The sequence below is a fragment of the Cellvibrio sp. KY-YJ-3 genome (genome assembly GCF_008806955.1).
Lineage (GTDB): Bacteria > Pseudomonadota > Gammaproteobacteria > Pseudomonadales > Cellvibrionaceae > Cellvibrio.
Map to the genome: position 1 here is coordinate 3,535,445 of NZ_CP031727.1, position 21,097 is coordinate 3,556,541.

The 21,097-nt window shown below is 48.5% G+C and carries 17 protein-coding genes; 8 read left to right on the plus strand and 9 right to left on the minus strand.

Going from position 1 to position 21,097, the window contains the following annotated elements; genetic code table 11:
* The first annotated feature begins 24 nt into the window (after positions 1-24).
* From D0B88_RS14925 to trmA, 3 genes are read left to right on the plus strand one after another with little or no spacing between them, the layout of a single operon-like run.
* Complete coding sequence (locus D0B88_RS14925; RefSeq protein ID WP_151058164.1) at positions 25-1,437, plus strand: nitrogen regulation protein NR(II); 1,413 nt, start codon at positions 25-27, stop codon at positions 1,435-1,437.
* A gap of 57 nt (positions 1,438-1,494) precedes the next feature.
* Positions 1,495-2,229: a hypothetical protein gene (locus tag D0B88_RS14930; RefSeq protein ID WP_151058166.1), complete on the plus strand. Its 735-nt coding sequence runs from the start codon at positions 1,495-1,497 to the stop codon at positions 2,227-2,229.
* Between the two features lie 56 nt (positions 2,230-2,285).
* Entirely contained in the window at positions 2,286-3,374 is a 1,089-nt protein-coding gene (gene trmA / locus D0B88_RS14935) for a tRNA (uridine(54)-C5)-methyltransferase TrmA (RefSeq protein WP_151058168.1), read from the plus strand.
* Between the two features lie 27 nt (positions 3,375-3,401).
* On the opposite strand, the gene D0B88_RS14940 is transcribed toward trmA, so the two are convergent.
* Genes D0B88_RS14940 through rmuC form a run of 3 tightly spaced genes read right to left on the minus strand, consistent with a single transcriptional unit; the run spans position 3,402 to position 5,987 of the window.
* Positions 3,402-3,917, minus strand: a complete 516-nt coding sequence (locus D0B88_RS14940) for a GNAT family N-acetyltransferase (RefSeq protein ID WP_225318388.1) — start codon at positions 3,915-3,917, stop codon at positions 3,402-3,404.
* 12 nt (positions 3,918-3,929) lie between these two features.
* Positions 3,930-4,403, minus strand: coding sequence for a DUF2489 domain-containing protein (locus D0B88_RS14945; RefSeq protein ID WP_225318389.1), 474 nt, complete (start codon positions 4,401-4,403; stop codon positions 3,930-3,932).
* Between the two features lie 57 nt (positions 4,404-4,460).
* Positions 4,461-5,987, minus strand: coding sequence for a DNA recombination protein RmuC (rmuC, locus tag D0B88_RS14950; RefSeq protein WP_151058170.1), 1,527 nt, complete (start codon positions 5,985-5,987; stop codon positions 4,461-4,463).
* A gap of 111 nt (positions 5,988-6,098) precedes the next feature.
* Here rmuC and murI point away from each other — a divergent pair, with 111 nt between their 5' ends.
* Positions 6,099-6,926 carry a glutamate racemase gene (gene murI, locus D0B88_RS14955; RefSeq protein ID WP_151058172.1) on the plus strand — a complete coding sequence of 276 codons (828 nt, stop codon included), beginning with the start codon at positions 6,099-6,101 and terminating at the stop codon, positions 6,924-6,926.
* Positions 6,927-7,005: 79 nt separating this feature from the next.
* Here the strand turns inward: murI and D0B88_RS14960 are convergent, their stop codons facing one another.
* Complete coding sequence (locus D0B88_RS14960) at positions 7,006-7,518, minus strand: HPP family protein (RefSeq protein WP_050977007.1); 513 nt, start codon at positions 7,516-7,518, stop codon at positions 7,006-7,008.
* Positions 7,519-7,717: 199 nt separating this feature from the next.
* Complete coding sequence (locus tag D0B88_RS14965; protein WP_007641920.1) at positions 7,718-9,082, minus strand: MFS transporter; 1,365 nt, start codon at positions 9,080-9,082, stop codon at positions 7,718-7,720.
* A 429-nt stretch (positions 9,083-9,511) separates the two neighbouring features.
* On the opposite strand from D0B88_RS14965, the gene D0B88_RS14970 reads away from it, so the two are divergent.
* From D0B88_RS14970 to D0B88_RS14985, 4 genes are all read left to right on the plus strand, one after another.
* Positions 9,512-12,235, plus strand: a complete 2,724-nt coding sequence (locus tag D0B88_RS14970) for a PD-(D/E)XK nuclease family protein (RefSeq protein WP_225318390.1) — start codon at positions 9,512-9,514, stop codon at positions 12,233-12,235.
* On the plus strand, positions 12,235-15,789 hold the full coding sequence (locus tag D0B88_RS14975) for an exodeoxyribonuclease V subunit beta (RefSeq protein ID WP_151058176.1): 3,555 nt from the start codon (positions 12,235-12,237) through the stop codon (positions 15,787-15,789). Before D0B88_RS14970 ends, D0B88_RS14975 begins: the two co-directional genes overlap by 1 nt.
* 129 nt (positions 15,790-15,918) lie before the next feature.
* A complete protein-coding gene (locus D0B88_RS14980; protein WP_191966452.1) occupies positions 15,919-17,037 on the plus strand; it encodes a CDP-alcohol phosphatidyltransferase family protein in 1,119 nt (372 codons plus the stop codon).
* Positions 17,037-18,110: a lysylphosphatidylglycerol synthase transmembrane domain-containing protein gene (locus D0B88_RS14985; protein ID WP_151058180.1), complete on the plus strand. Its 1,074-nt coding sequence runs from the start codon at positions 17,037-17,039 to the stop codon at positions 18,108-18,110. The genes D0B88_RS14980 and D0B88_RS14985 overlap by 1 nt, the downstream gene beginning before the upstream one ends.
* A gap of 130 nt (positions 18,111-18,240) precedes the next feature.
* Here D0B88_RS14985 and D0B88_RS14990 read toward each other — a convergent pair whose 3' ends face one another.
* Genes D0B88_RS14990 through ribA form a run of 4 tightly spaced genes read right to left on the minus strand, consistent with a single transcriptional unit; the run spans position 18,241 to position 21,093 of the window.
* Positions 18,241-18,618 (minus strand): 6-carboxytetrahydropterin synthase, encoded by a 378-nt coding sequence (locus D0B88_RS14990; protein ID WP_007641930.1) that lies wholly within the window; start codon positions 18,616-18,618, stop codon positions 18,241-18,243.
* 40 nt (positions 18,619-18,658) lie between these two features.
* Positions 18,659-19,735: a zinc-binding dehydrogenase gene (locus D0B88_RS14995; protein ID WP_151058182.1), complete on the minus strand. Its 1,077-nt coding sequence runs from the start codon at positions 19,733-19,735 to the stop codon at positions 18,659-18,661.
* Positions 19,736-19,748: 13 nt separating this feature from the next.
* On the minus strand, positions 19,749-20,462 hold the full coding sequence (locus D0B88_RS15000) for a RibD family protein (RefSeq protein WP_151058184.1): 714 nt from the start codon (positions 20,460-20,462) through the stop codon (positions 19,749-19,751).
* A complete protein-coding gene (gene ribA, locus D0B88_RS15005) occupies positions 20,440-21,093 on the minus strand; it encodes a GTP cyclohydrolase II (protein ID WP_151058186.1) in 654 nt (217 codons plus the stop codon). Before ribA ends, D0B88_RS15000 begins: the two co-directional genes overlap by 23 nt.
* Positions 21,094-21,097 lie beyond the last annotated feature (4 nt).

Genomic DNA, 21,097 nt, shown 5'->3' on the forward strand with positions numbered 1-21,097 from the left:
GATCAAGAGCAACAACATCAACCAATGAATATACCCAATCCATTCAGCAGCCTCTCGGCAACCGATTCCATTACCGGAATGGGTATATTGGTCATTTTTCTGATAATCCTGCAAACCTTACTGATTATAGGTTTACAGCGCAGCCGCATGAGTAATAAACGCGCACGCAATGCGCTCAAAGAATCACAGAAGGCGCTCGAACAACGTATTCGCGAACGCACTGATAGCCTGTATTTAACCAACAACCTACTTATCGATGAGGTAGCGCGGCACGAGCAAACGGGACGCCAACTGCGCGAGACAAAGCTATATTTACAAAGCATGATAAACTCAATGCCATCGATTATTATCGGTGTCACCGCCGATGCGGAAGTAACTCACTGGAACGCCGCTGCCGAAAATACCTTTGAAATTTTTTCTCACGATGCGCTGGGAAAAAAAATTACTGCGTTACTACCTCGCTTCCCCATCACACTGCAAACCATTCAGACTACGATTCGCGAAGGCGAGCCTCTATCCAGCCAACATGTGCAACAGCATGACGATGAGAAAAATCGCTATTTTGAAATAACTATTTATCCGTTGATCTCACGTACCCAACAAGGGGCAGTGATTCGGATAGATGATGTTACATTTAAAGTAACCATTGAAAACTTGATGATTCAAAATGAGAAAATGTATTCGCTCGGCGAAGTAGCAGCAGGCATAGCCCACGAAATTAATAACCCGCTCAGCGTTATTCTGCAAAATGCCCAAAATATTCAGCGCCGTACCGACCCGCAGCTGGCCATGAATCAAACACGCGCACAACAATTAAATGTTGACCTGAAAAGCCTATACAATTATTTGTCAGCCAGTGAAATTCCACAAATGATGGATTCAATCCGCGAAGCGGGCGAGCGCTCAGCCAGTATTGTGCGCAACATGCTGGAGTTTTCCCACAACTCCAAACGCATTATTGACCTGATTGATATAAAACATTTGCTTGAACAGACCATTGTACTTAACCGCAGCACTCAACATGCAAATGAAAATAATCAGATCGCTATAAACACTCAGTATGTAGAACCTCTCCCCCCCGTAAAAGCATCTGCACCGGAACTACAGCAGGTTTTATTGAATTTATTGCGCAACGCCACTCAAGCGCTTAATCAGTATAAAACTCAAAATCCGCAGATCCTTATTAAGGTCTATGTGGAAAATAATAATCTTGTGATAGAGGTTCAGGACAACGGCCCCGGCATGACAGATACTGTGCGCGAGCATGTTTTTGAGCCATTTTTTACCACCAAAGAAGTCGGCTCTGGCACAGGTCTGGGTTTGTCAGTTTCCTATTTTATTATCACTGAGCGCCATCAAGGTTCTATTGATGTTAAAACCTCCCCCGGCAAAGGCAGTAATTTTATTATTAAATTACCACTTACCAGCGCTCAATAAACAATAGGCAACCCTAGCAAGCTTAATAAAAATTAAACTGAATCATCGAGGGGAAAAATGATCAAACCATTACACTTAACCATGATTAGCCTGGGTGCCCTGATTTTTAGCGGTTGCGCTACACCGCCGCCGCCACCTATTGATGCCAATACACTTGCCTCCGCTGCCGAAAAAATTCTCTCCGAAAACATTTACTACAATGAGCTGTTCACTAGCTGCGCGGCACTGGGTGGCGAAATTGAAGTCGATGCAATAAATGTGCAGCAAAACTGGTTAAATGCTAACGCGCCATTGGTGGTAGCAGCCGATAGTTACTACAGTCAACAGCAAGCGGAAAACAGCTTTGAATACGCGGGGCTAACCCTTGCACCCACGGCCATTCGTCTGGTGCTTGATGCCAGACAAAAAGCAAAAGATGAACTTTCACTGAGCAAACGCAGCCCGGCAAACCAGCAAAAAACCTGTGCCTTCAAGCTGGCACAAATGGCACCCGCCACACTGCCGTTGAGTAACGACCCAGCGATTGCCCGTGCCCAAACAGAACTGCTAAAACACCAACCACTGGATGAAACACCGCTCAGCGCCCCGCGTTTAGCAGGTGGTATCAACGCCATTCCCGGCGGAAAAAGTTTTTTCACGATCAACAAGAGCCATCAATCCAACTGCCCTGATGCTTACACCTTAGTGATCGCCAATGACTGGCCCAAGGAAGCTTACGCTAACTTCTGCGGTGCCAAGGCAGTGGAAGTGCTGATTTGCGACTGGGGCAAATGCGACATAAAAAAGTTATAATGGCCGAAAACAAGCTCCGGCAACCCGGAGCTTGAGTCATTTTTGATGAGCCATTTATGATTCCTACCGATTTCTCCCCCGCTAGCTACCAAGATCAACTCCGCGAAAAAGTTCGTCGAATTACAGCCGATTTTTCGGCTTTTTCATTGCCCGACATTCAGGTTTTTTCATCACCGGAAAAACATTATCGGATGCGTGCCGAATTTCGTGTCTGGCATGAAAAAGAGCGTACCGATTACGTGATGTTTACGCAGGACGAATTCAAGCGTCCCTATCCAATCCATGAGTTTCCGGTTGGATCGGCGCTGATGAATAACCTGATGCCGCGTTTACTCGCTGAAATTAATAGCGATGAATTACTTCGCCACAAACTGTATCAAGTTGAATTTCTGACTACCCAAAGCGGTGAAGCACTCGTCACTTTGATTTATCACAAAGCCTTGGGGGATGACTGGATAGCGCGCGCGCGTACGCTGAAAACCGCATTGAAAATTGATATTGTTGGCCGCAGCCGCAAGCAGCGTTTATTGGTAGAACGCGATCACGTTATTGAACGGTTAACGGTTGCCGGACGCGAATACCAGTATCAACAAGTTGAGGCCAGCTTTACCCAACCCAACGCCAAGGTGTGTGAATCCATGCTCGGTTGGGCGGTAGAACACAGCAAGGAAATTGGCGGGGATTTATTAGAACTCTATTGCGGGAATGGTAATTTCACCCTGCCCTTATCACAGAACTTTGACAAAGTATTAGCCACTGAAGTATCAAAAACCTCAGTGGAATCGGCGCTGTTTAATATCGCTGCAAATAAGATCAACAATATTCAAATTGCGCGCATGTCGAGCGAGGAATTCTCTCAGGCGATGGATGGTGTGCGCGAGTTTAATCGTCTGCGCCATATCAATTTAGCGGATTACAACTTCACTAGCATTTTTGTGGACCCGCCTCGCGCAGGGCTTGACCCACATACCACCAGTATTACCCAGCGCTTTGACAATATTATTTATATCTCCTGCAACCCCGATACATTGCGTGAAAATTTAAAAATCATTACCCAGACGCACACGATTAAAGCCTTTGCGATTTTTGATCAATTTCCCTACACACATCATGTCGAATGCGGCGTAGTATTGCAGAAAAAGTAATGGGAAATAATTAGTGCTTTGGAAGCTTCATTCGCTGACAAGCTCACGCGTCATATAAATCGCAGGACCAGAGTAGGATGCAAGATTGTACTGCTGGGTTTCATCCAGTTGCGCGCACTCATTGAAACCTAGTTTCTGCCAAAAGGATTTGGAGTTTTGCACCGATACTAACGCTGCTGCACGCAATTCCCGTTGACGCGCCTCCTTCAAAGCGTGATTCACCAACATTGGCCCCACACCACAGCCCGCCGCCGACTTACTGATTGCAAGATCATGTAGATAGAGCGCTGTAGAGTCGGGCTTGTGCGTAAACTCGCTGCCCCAAGGTGATACCTCACCCAGCGCAGATTGATAGCCGACCAGATAACCACACACCTCACCCGCACGCTCTACTACCCAGGATGTATCCGGCGTTTGTGCAAAACGTGCGTGAATTACCTCGTCAGCTTCCAGAATTTCATCGATATAGGCTTCTGCTTGAATACGGATAACATCAGCAAGGTCGCACAACTGCATGGCACGACAAATAAACTCTACAGTCATTCTTAAATAGCCTTAAAAATCGCGTCCCAGAATGCGCTTGGCTGCATCCATCACAAAATCATTAAACGTGGCTTCGTGATTCAAACGCTCCAGATCAAACTTGCGCTGCTCGGCATTGGACAAGTTTTGCCATGCCTGCAAATAAGGAATATGGCTGGTTTTTTCGCGCAGTTGATAAAACGCCGAGAATTCGGTTTTCACCTCCCCATTCACATCCAATGTATCCAGTAACCCGGCGATCCGAATACTCGCCTCAGTCAGGGTCAACTCTTGATTGTGCAGCGCTTGTGCCAATATTTGGATGCTTTTATTAATCCATTCGCGCTGCTCACGCTGCGCTTGTTGATTGGCAAGTTCCTGTGCTTTTAATTTTTGCTCACGCTCTTTTTGTTTGCGATACACCTGAAATACCAAACGCCCGGCAATGACCGCCAACACAATAATAATTAGCGCGCCTAACAAGATTAATATCGATAACAACGTCATAAGTAATCTCTACAGAAATTCCGGGAAATAAATTATTTAGGGCATGCCTGATTTAAATCAGGCACTATCATCTTCCAACCCGCCGGCATCCAACAAGTATTCTTCGACATCACTGCCAGCCTCTTCCAACAAATGACCGGCGATGGATTTTTTAGTTTTAGCACCTAAACGACGAATATCATCCACGCGTTTCACCAAATTGCCACGCCCGGTTTGCAAACGGTCACGAGCTTTACTGTAGGCTTCTTGCGTTTTATTGAGTGAATTACCAATAGCATCCAGCGATTCCAGCAACAATACAAACTGGTCGTGCAATGCGCCCGCTTCTTTGGCGATGCGCTCGGCATTTTTGTTTTGCTTTTCGTAGCGCCAGATATTCTCTACAGTGCGCAAGGTTGCCAAGAGTGTTGTTGGACTTACTAAAATAATATGGCGATCATACGCTTCGCGGTACAAGCCAGGCTCATGCTGCAACGCAAACATAAAGGCCGCTTCAATCGGGATAAAAATAAACACAAAGTCGAGCGTTTTAATACCATCAAGCTTTTCGTAGTCTTTAATACTGAGACTTTTAATATGACTGCGCAGCGAATTTACGTGTGCATTTAGATACTGCTTGCGCTCAACGTCATCGTCTGCACTGCAGAATTTTTCATAATCAACCAGCGAGCATTTTGCATCGATCACAATATCTTTGTTTTCGGGCAAGTGAATAATCACGTCCGGCATTAACCGGGAGCCATCGCTACCGGTGAAATTAACTTGGGTGTCATATTCGCGGCCTTTCTGCAAACCGGATTCCTCCAGTAAGCGTTCCAGCACTACTTCACCCCAATTACCTTGGGTTTTACTATTTCCTTTTAGTGCTTGCGCGAGATTAACGGCATCTTCGCCAATTTTTTGCGCCTGTTTTTGCAACTCAACCACTTGGCCGGAAAGGCGATTGCGATCGGCATTTTCTTTTTCGTACACGTCTTCCACTTTTTTACGGAATTCCGTGAGTTGCAATTTCAGCGGGTCAAGCGTGTTATCGAGTAGCGTTTTGCTATTTGCACTAAACTGCTGTTGCTTATTTTCAAAAATTTTATTGGCGAGGTTTTCAAACTCTTTGGCTAACTCTACTTTGGCATTCTGTAGCAGCGCGAGTTGTTCAGCGAAATTTTTTCGCTCTTGCTCCAAACGGGTTTTCAGTTCGGTAGTTTCTTTAGCGAACAGCACAAGCTGTTCATCTTTACGCAGGGATTGCTGCTGTAGCTCATCAAAGTGGCGGGTTTTCTCACGCAGAGCCGCGGCGTCTTGCTGCGCAACGCCCAAAGACTGCTGTAACTCAACAGCGTGTTGTTGAACCGATTGAAGCTGTGTTTTGATTTCAACCAGCTGGAGCTTGAGCTGATTACTGTCCTGTTGCAGCGCCGCTTCACGCAGGTCATGACTGTGCTGCAATTGCTGTTGGGCAGCTTCAAACTCATGGGTTTTGGTAAGCACAGCTTGGTCGAGGCGGCGCCCGACAATCCAATACACCATCAGGGCGCCAATAACCAAACCCGACAGGGCGGCAATAAGAGTTAGTACCGTTGGATTCACTAAAAAACTCCAGAATGTAAAACGCGGCTAGGTTTTATCGGCCGCGACCGTTAAAATCGCCGCCATTTTAGCAACATATCGCCGCTTTCAGGCTATTGATTTGACTCACCTATGAACACCACCACCTCGTCTTTTCAGGCTCCGCGTATTCTGGTATTCGATTCCGGTGTCGGCGGTTTGAGTGTCGCCCGCGAGATCCAGCAGCGTCGACCACAGAACCCGTTGGTTTACGCCTCGGACAATGCGTTTTTCCCCTATGGTACCAAGGGCGAGGCGGAGCTAATTACGCGTGTGGATCATGTGATTGGCGAGCTATTGCTGCGCTACCCGGCCGATATCCTCGTCATCGCCTGCAATACCGCCAGCACACTCACCCTGCCCCATTTGCGCAGCAAATTGAGCTTGCCCATAGTCGGGGTAGTGCCTGCGATCAAACCTGCCGCGCTCATGAGTAAAACCGGGGTAATCGGCCTGCTCGCCACACCTGCCACAGTCGCTCGTCCCTATACCCACGAATTAATCCGCGAATACGCAACGGGTTGCCAGGTAATTTCATTGGGCAGTAGCGAGCTGGTGCAAATCGCCGAGCAAAAATTACGCGGCGAAACAATCGATGTGAATGCGATTAGCAAAATTGCCCAGGAATTAATGCGCGATGATGAAGCAGAAAAAATGGATGTGCTGGTTTTAGCCTGCACACATTTTCCGCTGTTGAGGGATGAGTTGGCGCAACACTTGCCCGCACAATTAAAACTGATCGACTCGGGGGCAGCCATAGCACGGCGGGTAGAGTTTTTGCTCGCTGATGCTGCAGAGCCACCGGCAGGTTATGTACCGGAACATCTTGCAGTATTTACCAAACACACTGCAGCTGCCGAGCAACTTGCACCAGCATTAACCCGCTTTGGCATTCACCAGCAGGCTTATCTCAATATTTAAAATCCTACTAGAAAAACCGGGCAGAAAATGCCCGGGTTTTATCTTTACTGCTTAACCATTAATAATTAAACCTGCAAACTCAGACCACCAGACGTAATTCATGTCCATCGGGCTGCAAGTTACGCAAAATATCCATGCTGGTAATAACACCCTGCGCAATTTTATTGTCCGCCACTACCACGCGATGGATATTGTTCTTCACCATCACCGCTGCCACTTCCGCCACACTGGCATCTGGTTTTACAGTAATAATTTCGCGTTGCATGATTTGATGCACTGTGCAGTTATATTCTGCCCTGTTACTCCAATCCCGCAGACTGACTTCATCCAAATCAATTTCACAACTTTCGCGATAATAATTTCGCAGTGCTTCGCGGCGATTGGTTTCATCCATGCTACTGAATTTAAAAATATCCGAAACCGTCACCACACCAACTAACTCGTGATCCGATGCAATAACGGGCGCGCCGGAAATACCGTGTTTAATAAAAAACTCAGCAAGGCGATGGATAGTCCAACCCTCGTAGGCACTTAACAAGGTTTTACTCATAATCGCTTGGGCGGTATGGCTATTTTTATGGCTTATCGACATAACTGATTCCTCGCAGAAAAGTAAATGGCGCATTAAGTATTAACCCTGGTGAAAAATTCGACACCATAAAAATCGCCCATTGATTAGACTTTTTCTGCATTAAAAACCACCTTTAGGTTCTTGCCAGAAAATTCTTTCACCCAATAAAAAAGCCGCTGGATGAATAATCCAGCGGCTTTTAGCAATCACATAAAAATTATTACAAATCAGTGATTGGCTTATATTTTGGCACTAACATCTTCATAACGCCCCAGGCCAGCAAATAGGCTACCGCGCAAACGGCAAACATAATCGCGTAACCCGTGTAAATATTGCCTTGTGCTCCGTAGTAGTCAAACAACCAACCACCGGTTTTAGACAAAAATACACCACCCAAACCGCCCGCCATACCACCGATACCGACTACTGAGCCTACGGCTTTTTTCGGGAACATATCCGACACTGTGGTGAAGATATTCGCAGACCACGCCTGATGCGCTGAGGCACCAATACCAATCAGAATTACCGGCACCCAAAAACCGTAATGACCGAGAGGTTGTGCGAGTAACACTACCAGCGGGAAGAGCGCAATCACAAACATAGCGCGCATACGACCATCGTAAGCGTTGTAACCTTTGTTCATGAAATAAGTGGGGAACCAACCCCCACCGATACTGCCAATCATAGTCAAGCTATAAAGCACGGTTAAAGGCAACATTAATTGCGTGCCGGTCAAGCCGTATTGCTCACCCAAATATTTCGGCAACCAAAACAAGAAGAACCACCAGACACCATCGGTCATAAACTTGCCAAAAGCAAAGGCCCAGGTTTGGCGATAGCTAAGGAGTTTGAACCATGAGGTTTTCAATTCCTCTTCGACTGCAACCACCGGCGCTTCGCCCGGATTGGTATTGATGTAATCCAACTCAGCCTGACCCAAGCGTTTTTGCTTGGTGGGGATTTCGTAATAAATCTGCCAGAGCACCATCCATACAAAACCTATGGCACCAATCACGATAAACGCGGTTTGCCAGCCCCAGTTAACTGCAATCCAGGGCACAGTCAAAGGCGCAAGAATCGCACCTACGTTGGCACCCGAGTTAAAAATACCGGTGGCAAAGGAGCGTTCTTTTTTAGGGAAATATTCAGCGGTGGCTTTGATGGCGGCCGGAAAGTTACCCGCCTCACCTATCGCCAATACAGCGCGGGAAATCATAAAACCAATAATCGATACCGGAATTGCCGCTATACCCGCAATCGCCAGCACATTATTTGTGAAATGACCAATGGGTACCGCGTAGGCATGCATGATGGCGCCGATAGACCAGACAACAATCGCGACTATATAGCCCAACTTGGTACCAAGTTTGTCGATCACACGACCGGCAAACAGCATGGAAATGGCGTACACAAATTGGAATACCGCCGTGATATTGGCGTAGTCGCTGTTAGTCCAGCCAAACTCTTTGGAGAGCGCCGGCGCTAATAAGCTGAGAACTTGACGGTCAAGATAATTAACAGTGGTTGCAAAGAACAGGAGGGCACAAATGGTCCATCTGTAGTTGCCAATAAGTTGCTGGTTCATAAGGTCACTTGCTTATCGTTATGGAGTACAAAGGGAATCATAGCTGCTGTTTCTGATATCGCTAAAAAAGCGATGTCAGCAAAATAGCGAGCCGATGAAACTCTCACCGGATATTGTATTGACCTTAATTTGCCTGATTGCTTGTCGCAAGCTGCCTGTTTGGCATTTTGAGTGCCGTCCCTATGGGCGGTGTCGACAATGAGCGGGGCTATTGCGACGGCGAACATCCAATTGTTCTTTTATTATGATGCGGAAAAGTAACATGATTCCCCAGGGCAAACAAGCCAAAGGAATAGTTAACTCCTTGTGCGACAAGGGCTTATAACCAAACTTTACACCCGCCAACAAACCACACAAGAAAGAGTCACGGTGCCATAATGCCGCTTACTTTTTCTTGCTACCGTTTACATGGCTCAGGCAAACATCATTATGGTTGATACCTATTTCGACATTACGCCCTACCTGAGCGCGATTGCGCGCGATCAATTAATCATCACTGCCAACAATCGCCTGCGCAACCATATGCTGCGCGCCTACGGGCAATGGCAGGCAAGTAATAGCACCCAGGTCTGGCCCACGCCGCGCATCTATTCGCTCAGCCAGTGGCTTGGATCGCAATGGGAGCTGTTGCAACGGCGCGCTTATGGCCCAGCGGCGCAGCGCATAATTAGCAACCTGCAACGTCAAACCCTGTGGGAAAAAATTATCGGCGAATCCTCCCTCGCCCAAGCATTGCTGCAAGCCGAACCGCTGGCACAAGCGGCAGACAGTGCATTGCGCAACCTTGAACTCTGGCAATTAAATGAAGAGGATGTACGCAGCGCCGAGCCTATCCTCAATCCCCAAAGCAATAGCTATTGCTGGCTGACTTGGCTGGGTGATTTTCGCGCGCGCTTGAGCAAACTTGGTTTTATTACTCAGGAAATGGCGAATCAGATTTTGATCGACGCCTTTAAACAGGGTGAATTGCAGCAAGAAGCGATGATTTACCTTACCGGTTTTGATGATATTCCCCCGCAACATCAGGATCTCATCAACAGCGCCTGCCATGAATTAACCAGCATCAAACCGCTCAATCACGCCATCCAGTTGCAGCGCACCGAGCTTAATACCACGGAGCAAGAAATGCGTGCGGCGGCGCTGTGGAGCAAACAACAGCTGGAGCAAAACCCGGCGGCGATGATTGGCATTATCGTGCCCAACCTCGGCCAGTGCCGGGATCAGGTGGAACGAATATTTGTTGAGGTATTTGAACCGCTCGCCGCCCTGCCCGATCAACCGCGCTACACATTGCCGTTTAACTTTTCCGCTGGTACACCACTCGCGACTACACCGATTATTGCGGCCACGCTGGATTTACTCGAATTACAAAAATCCTCCTGGGAATTGGAGAGCATTTGTAATTTGCTACTTTCGCCTTTTTTTGGCGATGCAGAACAAGAATTAGTCTTGCGTGCGCACTTGATCCAAACCCTGCGCAAACTTGGAAAGTTCACTATTAGTTTGAGCGATTTACGTTACCACTGCCAAAAACTCACCAGCAAATTAGCAATACCTGAAAGCGATTCCAATCTGATTACCCGCTTGGTGCAACTGGAAAATTATCGTCGCCAGAGTTTTGGTTTTCACAGCGCCGAATACTGGTGTGATTTTTTCCAGCAGCATTTGCAATTACTCGGCTGGCCCGGAGCACGCCGGTTAGACAGCCAGGAATATCAACAGCTCACCCTGTGGAATCAAGTGCTGGATAATTTTTTGCAGCTGGACGGCACCGGTATTAATTTCAGTTACAGCAATGCCATTCAACAACTGCGCAGCATCGCCGGTAAAACACCGTTTCAGGCGCAAACACCCAACTCACCGATTCAAATTCTCGGCGCACTCGAAGGTGCCGGTTTGCAATTCAGCCACTGCTGGGTGATGGGTTTACACCATCGCCAATGGCCGCCCGTGCCAGCACCCAACCCACTGCTGCCCAGCAATTTACAGCGCACTAAAAAAATGCCTCACGCCAGCGCCGAACGGGAATTGGAATTTGCGCGCGCACTCACCGCCCATTACCTACAGTGTGCAGCGCAGGTGATTTTTAGCTCGGCCCACAGTGACGACGACAGTGAACTCAGCCCCAGCGCCTTAATTCGCCATTTACCACTCACACCACCCGCGCAACTGATTCACAGCCACACAACTGCCAGCGCGGAAAATTATTCACTGCTGGCACAAAGTAAAGCCTGGGAATTGGTGGATTGCACAAATGCACCTGCGCTGGATATTACGCAAGAACCGGTGCGCGGCGGTGCAAACTTATTTAAAGAACAAGCCGCCTGCCCGTTTAATGCCTTTGCACGTTTACGTTTGGGGGCAGCGCGAATTGAAGAACCCGTTGCCGGTTTCTCGGCGATTGAACGCGGCAACTTATTACACGAAGCGCTAGCCACTATTTGGCGCGAATTAAACAGCCACGCTGCACTCATCGCGTTGGATGAAACCTCACTCTCCACGTTAATTAACAGTGCTGCGCAACAAGCGGTTGACGCGCTCAAACAAAAGCGCGGCACCTCCGTTGGAACCTATTACGCACAACTGGAACAAGAACGCTTGAGTGCGCTGTTAGCAGATTGGTTAGCGCAAGAAAAAATACGCCCAGCGTTTACCGTGATCGCAATTGAAGAGGAAGTACAGATTACCTTTGCTGGTTTACCGCTGAAATTGCGTATCGACCGTATTGATAAATTAACCACTGGCGAACTGATATTAATCGACTACAAAACCGGTCAACCCAAAGCCGCCAGTTGGCAAGGCGAACGATTGGATGAACCGCAGTTGCCACTCTATGCCGTGACTGCTAGCAGCGAAATTGCCGCCATCGCCTTTGCCCAAATCAATGCCAAAGCCATGCAGTGGATTGGCACCGGCGAATTGCATGTCACACACGATGGCATCTTTCCCGGCAAACAAAGTTGGGATGAACAATTGCACGAATGGAAAAACAATTTACAACAACTCGCACAGGATTTTATTCAGGGTGATGCCCGCGTCGATATGAAAAACCCAACCACCGCCCAATATGCCGAAGACTTATTACCGCTCAACCGTTTGCTGGAAGCTGATGCACTCGCCGCGTATATGCAACGTCAGCAAGGAGCGGTGTAATGTCCATCATCATTAACCAACCTGTCGACCAACAAGTTCGTATTGATGCACTCGACCCACAAACCTCCTTTGCAGTTTCAGCGCCCGCCGGTTCCGGTAAAACCGGCTTGCTTACCCAACGCGTATTAACGCTGCTCGCCACCTGCGATGAACCCGAAGAAGTATTGGCGATTACCTTTACGCGCAAAGCGGCCGGTGAAATGCAGGACCGCATTATGCAGGCGCTCTGGCAAGCCGCCGACTCACCCGAACCCAGCGACCCCCATATATTGCGCACCTGGAAAATTGCGCAACAAGTATTGCAGCGCGATAAAGAATTACAGTGGAATTTACTACATAGCCCGCAGCGCTTACGCGTGCAAACTATCGACAGCCTGTGTCGCTCCATCACCAAACAATTGCCCCTCGCCAGCGGCATAGGCGCACAGCCAGACACACTGGAAGATGCAGAACAAGCTTACCAATTAGCAGTGCGCGAATTATTTAAATTACTGGAAGACGACACGCCGTTACGCGCGGACTTAACTCGCCTGCTGCGCCATTTGGATAACAACCTACCCGCCGTAGAAAAATTATTAACCGGGTTGTTGGGCAAACGCGAACAATGGTTGGGCGTATTGCTGCAGGCGCGCCATGAAGAAGCGCGCATTTATTTGCAAACCGTATTGCAAGATGTGATTCGCGAACAATTGGAGCAGGTTTATAACGCGCTGATTATTCACGCCAGCGAACTCTGCGCGATTGCCGACCGCGCCGCAACCAACTTGCAAGAGGAAGCCGAGCGCAAAAATCGCATTCACGAATTATTGGGTATCACCCACTTACCCGAAGCAGAGCCAGATGCCGTTAATGAGTGGCTGGCTATTTGCGATTTACTGCTCACCAACGGCGGCACATTTCGCGCGCGTTTAACCAAAGCTGAAGGCTTTCCTGCGGGCAAAGAAAATGCCGAATTAAAAAACCAATTCAGCGCATTAATCGCCGCACTCACCGACACAGCGCCTGACGCTGAGCAATTATTACAAGAAGTACGCAACCTGCCACCGCCACACTATGCCGATCACCAATGGCAGTTGCTCGACAGCCTCACCAGCATTTTGCCAATTTTGGTTGCGCAATTAACGCTGGTATTTAAGCAGCAGAGCGCAACGGATTACACCGCTATCAGCCAGGCCGCATTAGTGGCACTGGGTGATGAAGAATCGCCCACGGATCTCGCGCTGCAATTGGACTATCGCATTCGCCATATTCTGGTGGATGAATTTCAGGATACCGCCAGCCCGCAGCTTGAGTTATTGAAAAAACTCACCAACGGTTGGCAAGCCGGTGATGGCCGCACGTTATTTATTGTGGGCGATGGCATGCAGTCCTGTTACGGTTTCCGCAACGCCAATGTAGGTTTATTTTTGGACGCACGCCAGCAAGGCATAGGCTCGGTGGATTTAACCGCGCTGGATTTACAGGTGAATTTCCGCTCGCAAGCCGGTGTAGTGAATTGGGTCAACACTATTTTTCAAAACGCCTTTCCCGCGCAGGACGACATCAGCCGCGGCGCAGTCAGTTATTCACCGTCCGTTGCGTTTAAATCCGAACTGGAAGGTGACGCGGTGCAGTTCTACGCGTGTACTTATTCCTCTGAAACTAAAAATACTTACAGCAGAAGCAGCGATGAAAGTGAGAGCGATGACGGCGACGAGCCATCATCACGCGTGCACGCGCAGCAGCAGGAAGCCGTTAAAGTTGTCGAGTTGGTACAACAAGCACGCTACGACAACCCCGAAGGTAGCATTGCGATTTTAGTGCGCACCCGCAATCATCTCGCGCGCATTTTGCCTGCGCTCACCGCCGCCGGTTTGCACTACCAAGCCACGGAAATTGATCGCCTCGCCAGCCGCATGGCGATTGTGGATTTACTCTCGCTCACCCGCGCGCTATTAAACCCCGTCGACCGCACGGCTTGGCTAGCCATTCTGCGCGCGCCTTGGTGCGGCTTAAATAATCACGACTTGCATGCGCTTACCACCACAAATTTAGCGGACCTTAATCCATGCCTGAATGACAATGCGTTTGCAGTAGTCTGGCCGCAGCTGGTGAATTTTGAAAAAATAGTTTCACTCAGCAGTGCAGGCAAAACGATTCTTGCACGCGTAGTGCCAGTATTGCAGCAGGCGTTAACCGAAAAATATCGTAAATCGCTGCGTCAATGGATTGAAGGCGTGTGGTTTGCACTGGGCGGCCCCGCCACACTGCTGGATGAAAACGACCGCGATAATATAAACAGTTTTTTTACCTTGCTGGATAAACACCAACAAGGCGGCAGCATTCGCGATTGGCAAGTATTTAATAACGCCATTGACCGTTTATTTGCTGCGCCGCGTGCCGATGCCGACCCAAAACTACAAGTAATGACCATTCACAAATCCAAGGGGTTGGAATTTGATACGGTCATTATTCCCGGCCTGGATCGCAGCGCACGTAAGGACGACAAACAGTTATTGCTCTGGCAAGAACGCATTAACCATCACGGCGAAAAACAATTACTGCTCGGCTCACTCGCTGCCACCGGCAAAGAAGAGGACCGCCTCTACACCTTTATGCGCCGCGAGGCAGATAAACAACAGGCATTTGAAGCAACCCGCTTGTTATACGTAGGCTGTACTCGCGCCATTAAACATTTGCATTTAATTGCCTGTATCAACACCAAAGAAGATGAATTAATCGCGCCCGCAAAAGCATCTCTGCTGCACAGTATTTGGCCGTTTGTAAACGAAAGCGCAAAACTTATTCCGTGCAAATCCACCAGTGATAACCAAACAGGCAGCAGCGAGCGCAAACCGGGTTTGCAACATTTGTTACGCCTTGTTCCCACCTGGCAAGCACCCAGATTAAATGACGTAACACTGCTGCACAGCTATCGCGGCCACGAATTCGGTGCTACTCCATTTGGTACTACAGAAAGCGATGAGACCACAGCTGAAAACCCATTAAATATCCCCGAAGTAGAAACCGCCGCCGCGCGCCTCGCACGCCACACAGGGACGGTGATTCACAGTGCACTACAAGCACTGGTCGAAAATAAATTCGTCACCAATAGTGCGTGTATTGCCGCTGATGCATTTATCAACCAGCAACAACCTTTCTGGAAAATCCAACTACACCAACTCGGCTGGCATGGCGACAATTTACAGCGCGCCCTGCAAAAAATCGCCCAAGCCATTCACACCACCCTCGCCAGCGAACAAGGCCGCTGGCTGCTCAATTGCGACCACGAACAAAGCGCCTGTGAACTCTCGCTGATGCAAAAAAACAAACAAGACGTAAGCGAATCCATCATCGACCGCACTTTCGTCGCTGAGGGTATACGATGGATAGTGGATTACAAAAGCAGTGAACCGGAAAGTGGCGAAACTGAAACAACGTTTATCGCACGCGAAATAGAAACCTATAAAGAGCAATTACTGCGCTACCAAAAACTGCTGGCAGCAACAGAACCCCGTCCAATCAAAACAGCACTTTATTTAGTGAGTATGGGGAGGTTAGTTGAAACGGTGTAAGTAAAACCCCCGAGCGAAAGCTCGGGGGTCAGGTTCATTTAATAGATTGGTAACAGTGCTATTTTTGCTCCAAAAAACCCGCCTTCACGTATAGGATGGTATCTCTGATATTTAACGATGACTCTCTCCATGCGATCACCTGTAAAACACGAAATACTTCTGGCCATTTTAGTGGGTATGGCGGTGCTGCTGGCGGTGTTCTTTAGCATTAAACAGTTCACCGCGCTCAATGCGCTGCAATGGTTACTGATTGCGGACTGTTTATGGTTTTATGTGTGTTGGCAATTATGGCAGCGGTTGGAGTTGAACCGCGCAAGTGAAGGTGCTCCACTCTACCCCACTCTGGGTTGGGCGAACCGGTTGACCTTGTTGCGCGGTGGATTGATTGCATTAACCGGGGGATTTTTGTTTCAACCGCAAGCTGCGGGATTAATGGCTTGGGTTCCAGGTGCGTTGTATACCTTGGCAGCAATTCTGGACCGCATGGATGGATTTGTGGCGCGGCGCAGCAAACAAACGAGCTTATTGGGTACTGAGCTGGATACGGTTTATGACGCGCTGGGGTTAGTGGTTGCGCCGTTATTAGCAGTGGGTTACGGAAAAATTCACTGGAGCTTTTTATTGGTAAGCGCAGCCTATTATGTTTTTGTGTGGGGTCTGTACTGGCGGCGCACACATAACTTACCGGTTTATCCACTTATGCCCAGCATGTTACGCCGCACGCTCGCGGGCTTTCAAATGGGGTTTGTCGCGTTTATTTTATTACCCTGCTTTCAGGCACCACTGACAGTAATTATCGGTATCGCGTTTATGCTGCCAATCCTGCTTGGTTTTATGGTGGATTGGTTAATGGTGAGTGGCCGCATTGAATCCAACACAACTAATAGCCACTTTTTTAATCGCCTCGAGCAAATTAGCCACAATAGTTTGCAACCATTGTTACGGCTGGCATTAGCTATTGCATTTTTATTGTTCATAACCAGCAACAACCTTTTATCGCTAACCTGGTTACCAATTATTTTATTTCTTGCGGTAGCCATGACTTTTTTTGGGTTGGCTGGCCGTGTAGGGGCGTTGTTGGTAGTGGTATTAATTACTTTATTGCAGGGCGATAAACCTGTTGATGCAATTATGGCAATTATTATTTTCAGTGGTGTGTGGTTAATGCTGCTGGGCACTGGCCGCTTCAGCCTCTGGCAGTGGGACGACCAGTGGGTAAACCGCCGCGATGGTGAGGAGCACAATTAATGCAGCGCGCCGCATTCTTTACGCTCTTGTTGTGGCTAATCGCCATAGCTTTAGCAGCATGGACACTTGCACAATTACCCCTTGCCGACATAACCCACAGCATTAGTGCACTCAGCGCCGTGCAATGGATTTTTTGGTTAGGGCTTAACGCACTTATTATTGTGGTGCTCGGCTTGCGCTGGCAATTATTAACCCAGGCATTGGCCGCGCCGGTTAATTTGTTAAAACTCTTGTTAATTCGCCAAGCGGGGCAAGCAGTAAGTTTCATTACCCCCGGCCCACAATTTGGCGGTGAACCGCTGCAAATTTATTGGCTGTACAAATACGGGCTGCCACTGCGCAAAGCGTTTTTATCCCTAGGGCTGGATCGGTTTTTTGAGCTGTGGGTTAATTTTTCCGTGCTGTTGCTAGCAGTGTTATTACTGCTTGCCGGTGTGGGCGACACCCTCCAATACGAAACTATCAAATACGACACTATCCAATACGACATCATCAAATCCAACGCTATCGGCGACTGGCAAACAGCGCTACTGCCACTGCTGATTTTTTTAGGGTTGATGTTTTTGCTGGCGTGGGTTTTAGTGAAACAACCGCAGTGGATAAATAATCGCCTTGAACGCATTGCCGCACGCTGGCAACACAATCATCGTTTGAACAACATCAATCAACACTGGCAGTCATTGAGCGACGATTTACGCACTGCACTGCGCACACAAAAAATTCGCTTTTCACTCGCTCTGCTATTGTCATTGCTCGGTTGGATGGGAATATTGGGTGAGCTGTATTTGATTTTGCGTTTAGTGGGCATTGAAGCTGACGTGCATTCTTTTCTGATTATTTTAGTGGCGATGCGCATGGCGCTGTTGTTACCTATGCCCGGTGGAGTGGGCACCTTGGAGGCATCTGTACTCTGGTCATTTCACACATTGGGTTTACCCGCTAGCGCAGCCTTGGGTTTAATTGCACTCATGCGCGTGCGCGATGCCATTGTGTTGTTGATCGGGTTGGCGTGTTTGCGCGCTAGCGCTAGCAATACCACTAACGCACAAACCAAATCCATTACTGAAACCTAAGGAAGCTTTGAAATATTCACTTCTCGTCATACCCGCGAACGCAGGTATCCAGAAAAATCAACAGCATGGATTCCTGCATTCGCAAGAATGACCAATAATTCAGAGACACCCTAGCTTTTCTTCCCCAAGATTAAAAAGATTTGCGATACGCCGCCCAACAGGTGGCATTTTCCCATAGCTTGATCGTGAGCGAACCCGTGCCGGGTGGGTGAATCAGTGCGATGACTTTTTCATTAATAATGCGACTGAAATGTTCGATGCTGGGGTTTAGTCCGGCAAATTCTTCTTTGTCATTCAGCAGGCTATCGCGGAAGTACCCCACTACTTTATCCAGCGCCGCTTCTATCTCAACAATATCCACCAAATAACCGTGTTTATCCAATTGGTCGCTTTCAATACTCACTTCCGCCACATAGTGATGTGCATGCGGAAAATTTTCACTGCCCCAATCGCCGCCGATCAGAAAATGGTTGGCGATAAAATCGCGGGTCACTGCAACGGTATACATAAAAATCCCTGCCTGCTAAAAATTAATAAATTGAAAAAGATTAAGAGTGTGAATAACAAAAAATGGCTTGCAGTATCTCCACTGGAGACTGGTGCAAACGCTGATAAAGTGCTGGTGCTTCACTGAGCGGGGCGCGATGGGTAATTAATTGGCTGGGCTGCAGCTTGCGCAACATTTGCCAGGTAAGCTCAAACCGACGACCCTTATCCCAGCGGCCACTTAATTCCGGCGCAAGGCTACTCACTTGGCTGGTGGTAATTTTTAAGCGATTGCGATGGGCATTTCCACCCAGCGCAATCGCTGCAGTTTTATTACCGTACCAACTGCCGATAACAATCCGGCTTGCAAAACCACTTAACTCAATTGCCAAATTTAATGCATCGGGCGCGCCGCTCACTTCATAAATGAGATCAGCACCGGTGTTATTTTCTGCAACACTTAATTGTTGTTTAAGGGCATTAATATCTGTCGTCGAAAATGGATCGAACACCTCACTTACGCCGAGTTGCAAAGCACGCTCGCGGCGCACAGCAATTGCATCCACCCCGTGTAATTGAGTCAGCGGAAACTGCGCTAATAAATTTGCCAGCAGCAATCCCACGATGCCCTGCCCCAACACCACCACTCGCTCACCCAATGCGGGGCTGCCATCCTGAATTAAATTAACAGCGGTTTCCATATTGGGTAAAAATACGGCGTCCTCCGCAGCTATGCCTGCAGGAACAGGAATAACATTCGCAGGTGTGGTGATGAAATGGCTGGCGTGTGGTTGAAACGCAAATACACGTTGACCGATTAATGCGGCGTCCACACCCTCACCCACTGCTTTAACAATACCAACACTGGCATAGCCGTATTGCAGCGGATATTGTTGCTGATCTTGTTGCTGGGAACGCAACACAGTGATCGTCGCATCAAGCGGCATTTCATTGGGAATTTGCCCGCGATACACCAGCATTTCGGTACCGGCACTGATCGCTGAGCATTCCACTTGCACCAACAATTCACCTTCAGCCAGTGCGGCAAGAGGTTGTCCGCGCACTTCAACTTGTTCAATGCCGGTGAACCAGAGTTGCTGTGCATATACAGGTTTATTTTGGCCAGCGTCAGTCGTCATATTGCGTAATCCCTTATGCTGTGTGATCGCTATAATTTAAATTGCCCCACACGATTAAATCATCACCCAGGCGTTCAGAGAAAAAAGGTTTTAACTGTGGAAATGTACCGCGCGATTGATTACCTAAACCAGTCACTGCTTTGTAGCCGCCTACAAATTGCGGCGTAATAGTGAGCACCAGTGCGTCCACCAAGCGGGCTTTTAAAAACGCACTGATAACACTGGCTCCACCCTCCACCATTAAACTTTTTATGCCGCGGCTCCATAATAACTTCAACGCGCGCTGCAAACACACACGGCCATCGGCATTGCCTTGCAGCGCGGTAATTTCCAAACCTTCAATAACGGTACCCTCATCATCTACCGTGGTTAATACCCAGCAGCGTTTATCCGGCAGGCAACACAAGCGCGCTTTTGCTGGAATGCGCAATTGACTGTCCAACACAATTGGCTGCGGGTTGTGACCAATCCAGTGGCGCACGGTGAGCTGTGGGTCATCACTTAATACGGTGCCTATGCCAACTAAAATGCCGTCGTGCATGCTGCGTAATTGATGGGTTAACCGCAGCGATTCTTCACCACTCAACGCAAGTGGTTCATCGCAGCGCAGCGCGATACTGCCATCAAGGCTTTGCGCATAGCTTAGGGTCACGAAGGGCCGCTCGCTGGAACGAAACGCGTTTTTATTCTGGGTCAGCCAGTTTTCAATTCGTTGATTGAGGTTCATGCAAATCACTGTGATGGGATGAAACAAACGGCTTACTAAATAACAAATGATCCATGCGTTTGGCTTTGGTGATCATATAACCTTTATTCTCGGCGTTGGCCGCAATTTCCAGCGGCACACGCGCCACCACCTTGATGCCTTCGGCCTTTAATGCCTGGATCTTGGCGGGATTATTGGTCATCAAGCGCACGGATTGCACACCCAAATCCTCCAGAATACACGCGGCTAGCGAGTAGCTTCGCTCATCGGCACCATGGCCTAACATAAGGTTGGCATCAACCGTGTCGTAACCCTGATCTTGCAAGTTATAGGCAAGCAACTTTTGCTCAAGGCCAATGCCGCGCCCCTCCTGACGCAAATAAATCACCACGCCTTGCCCCTCCTCGGCCACCAGCGCCAGCGCGCGGTCCAATTGCTCACCACAATCGCAGCGCAATGAACCAAGCACATCACCAGTGAAACACTCTGAATGAACACGAGCCAACACGCCCTCTGCGCGAGTCAGGTCACCCATGTAAAAGGCGAGGTGCTCTTTGTTATCCAGCGTATTGGTGTAATAACACAATTGAAAATCCCCATAGCGCGTGGGAATGCGGGCGGCAGCAGTGCGAGTAACAGACGGATTTGGCATACAC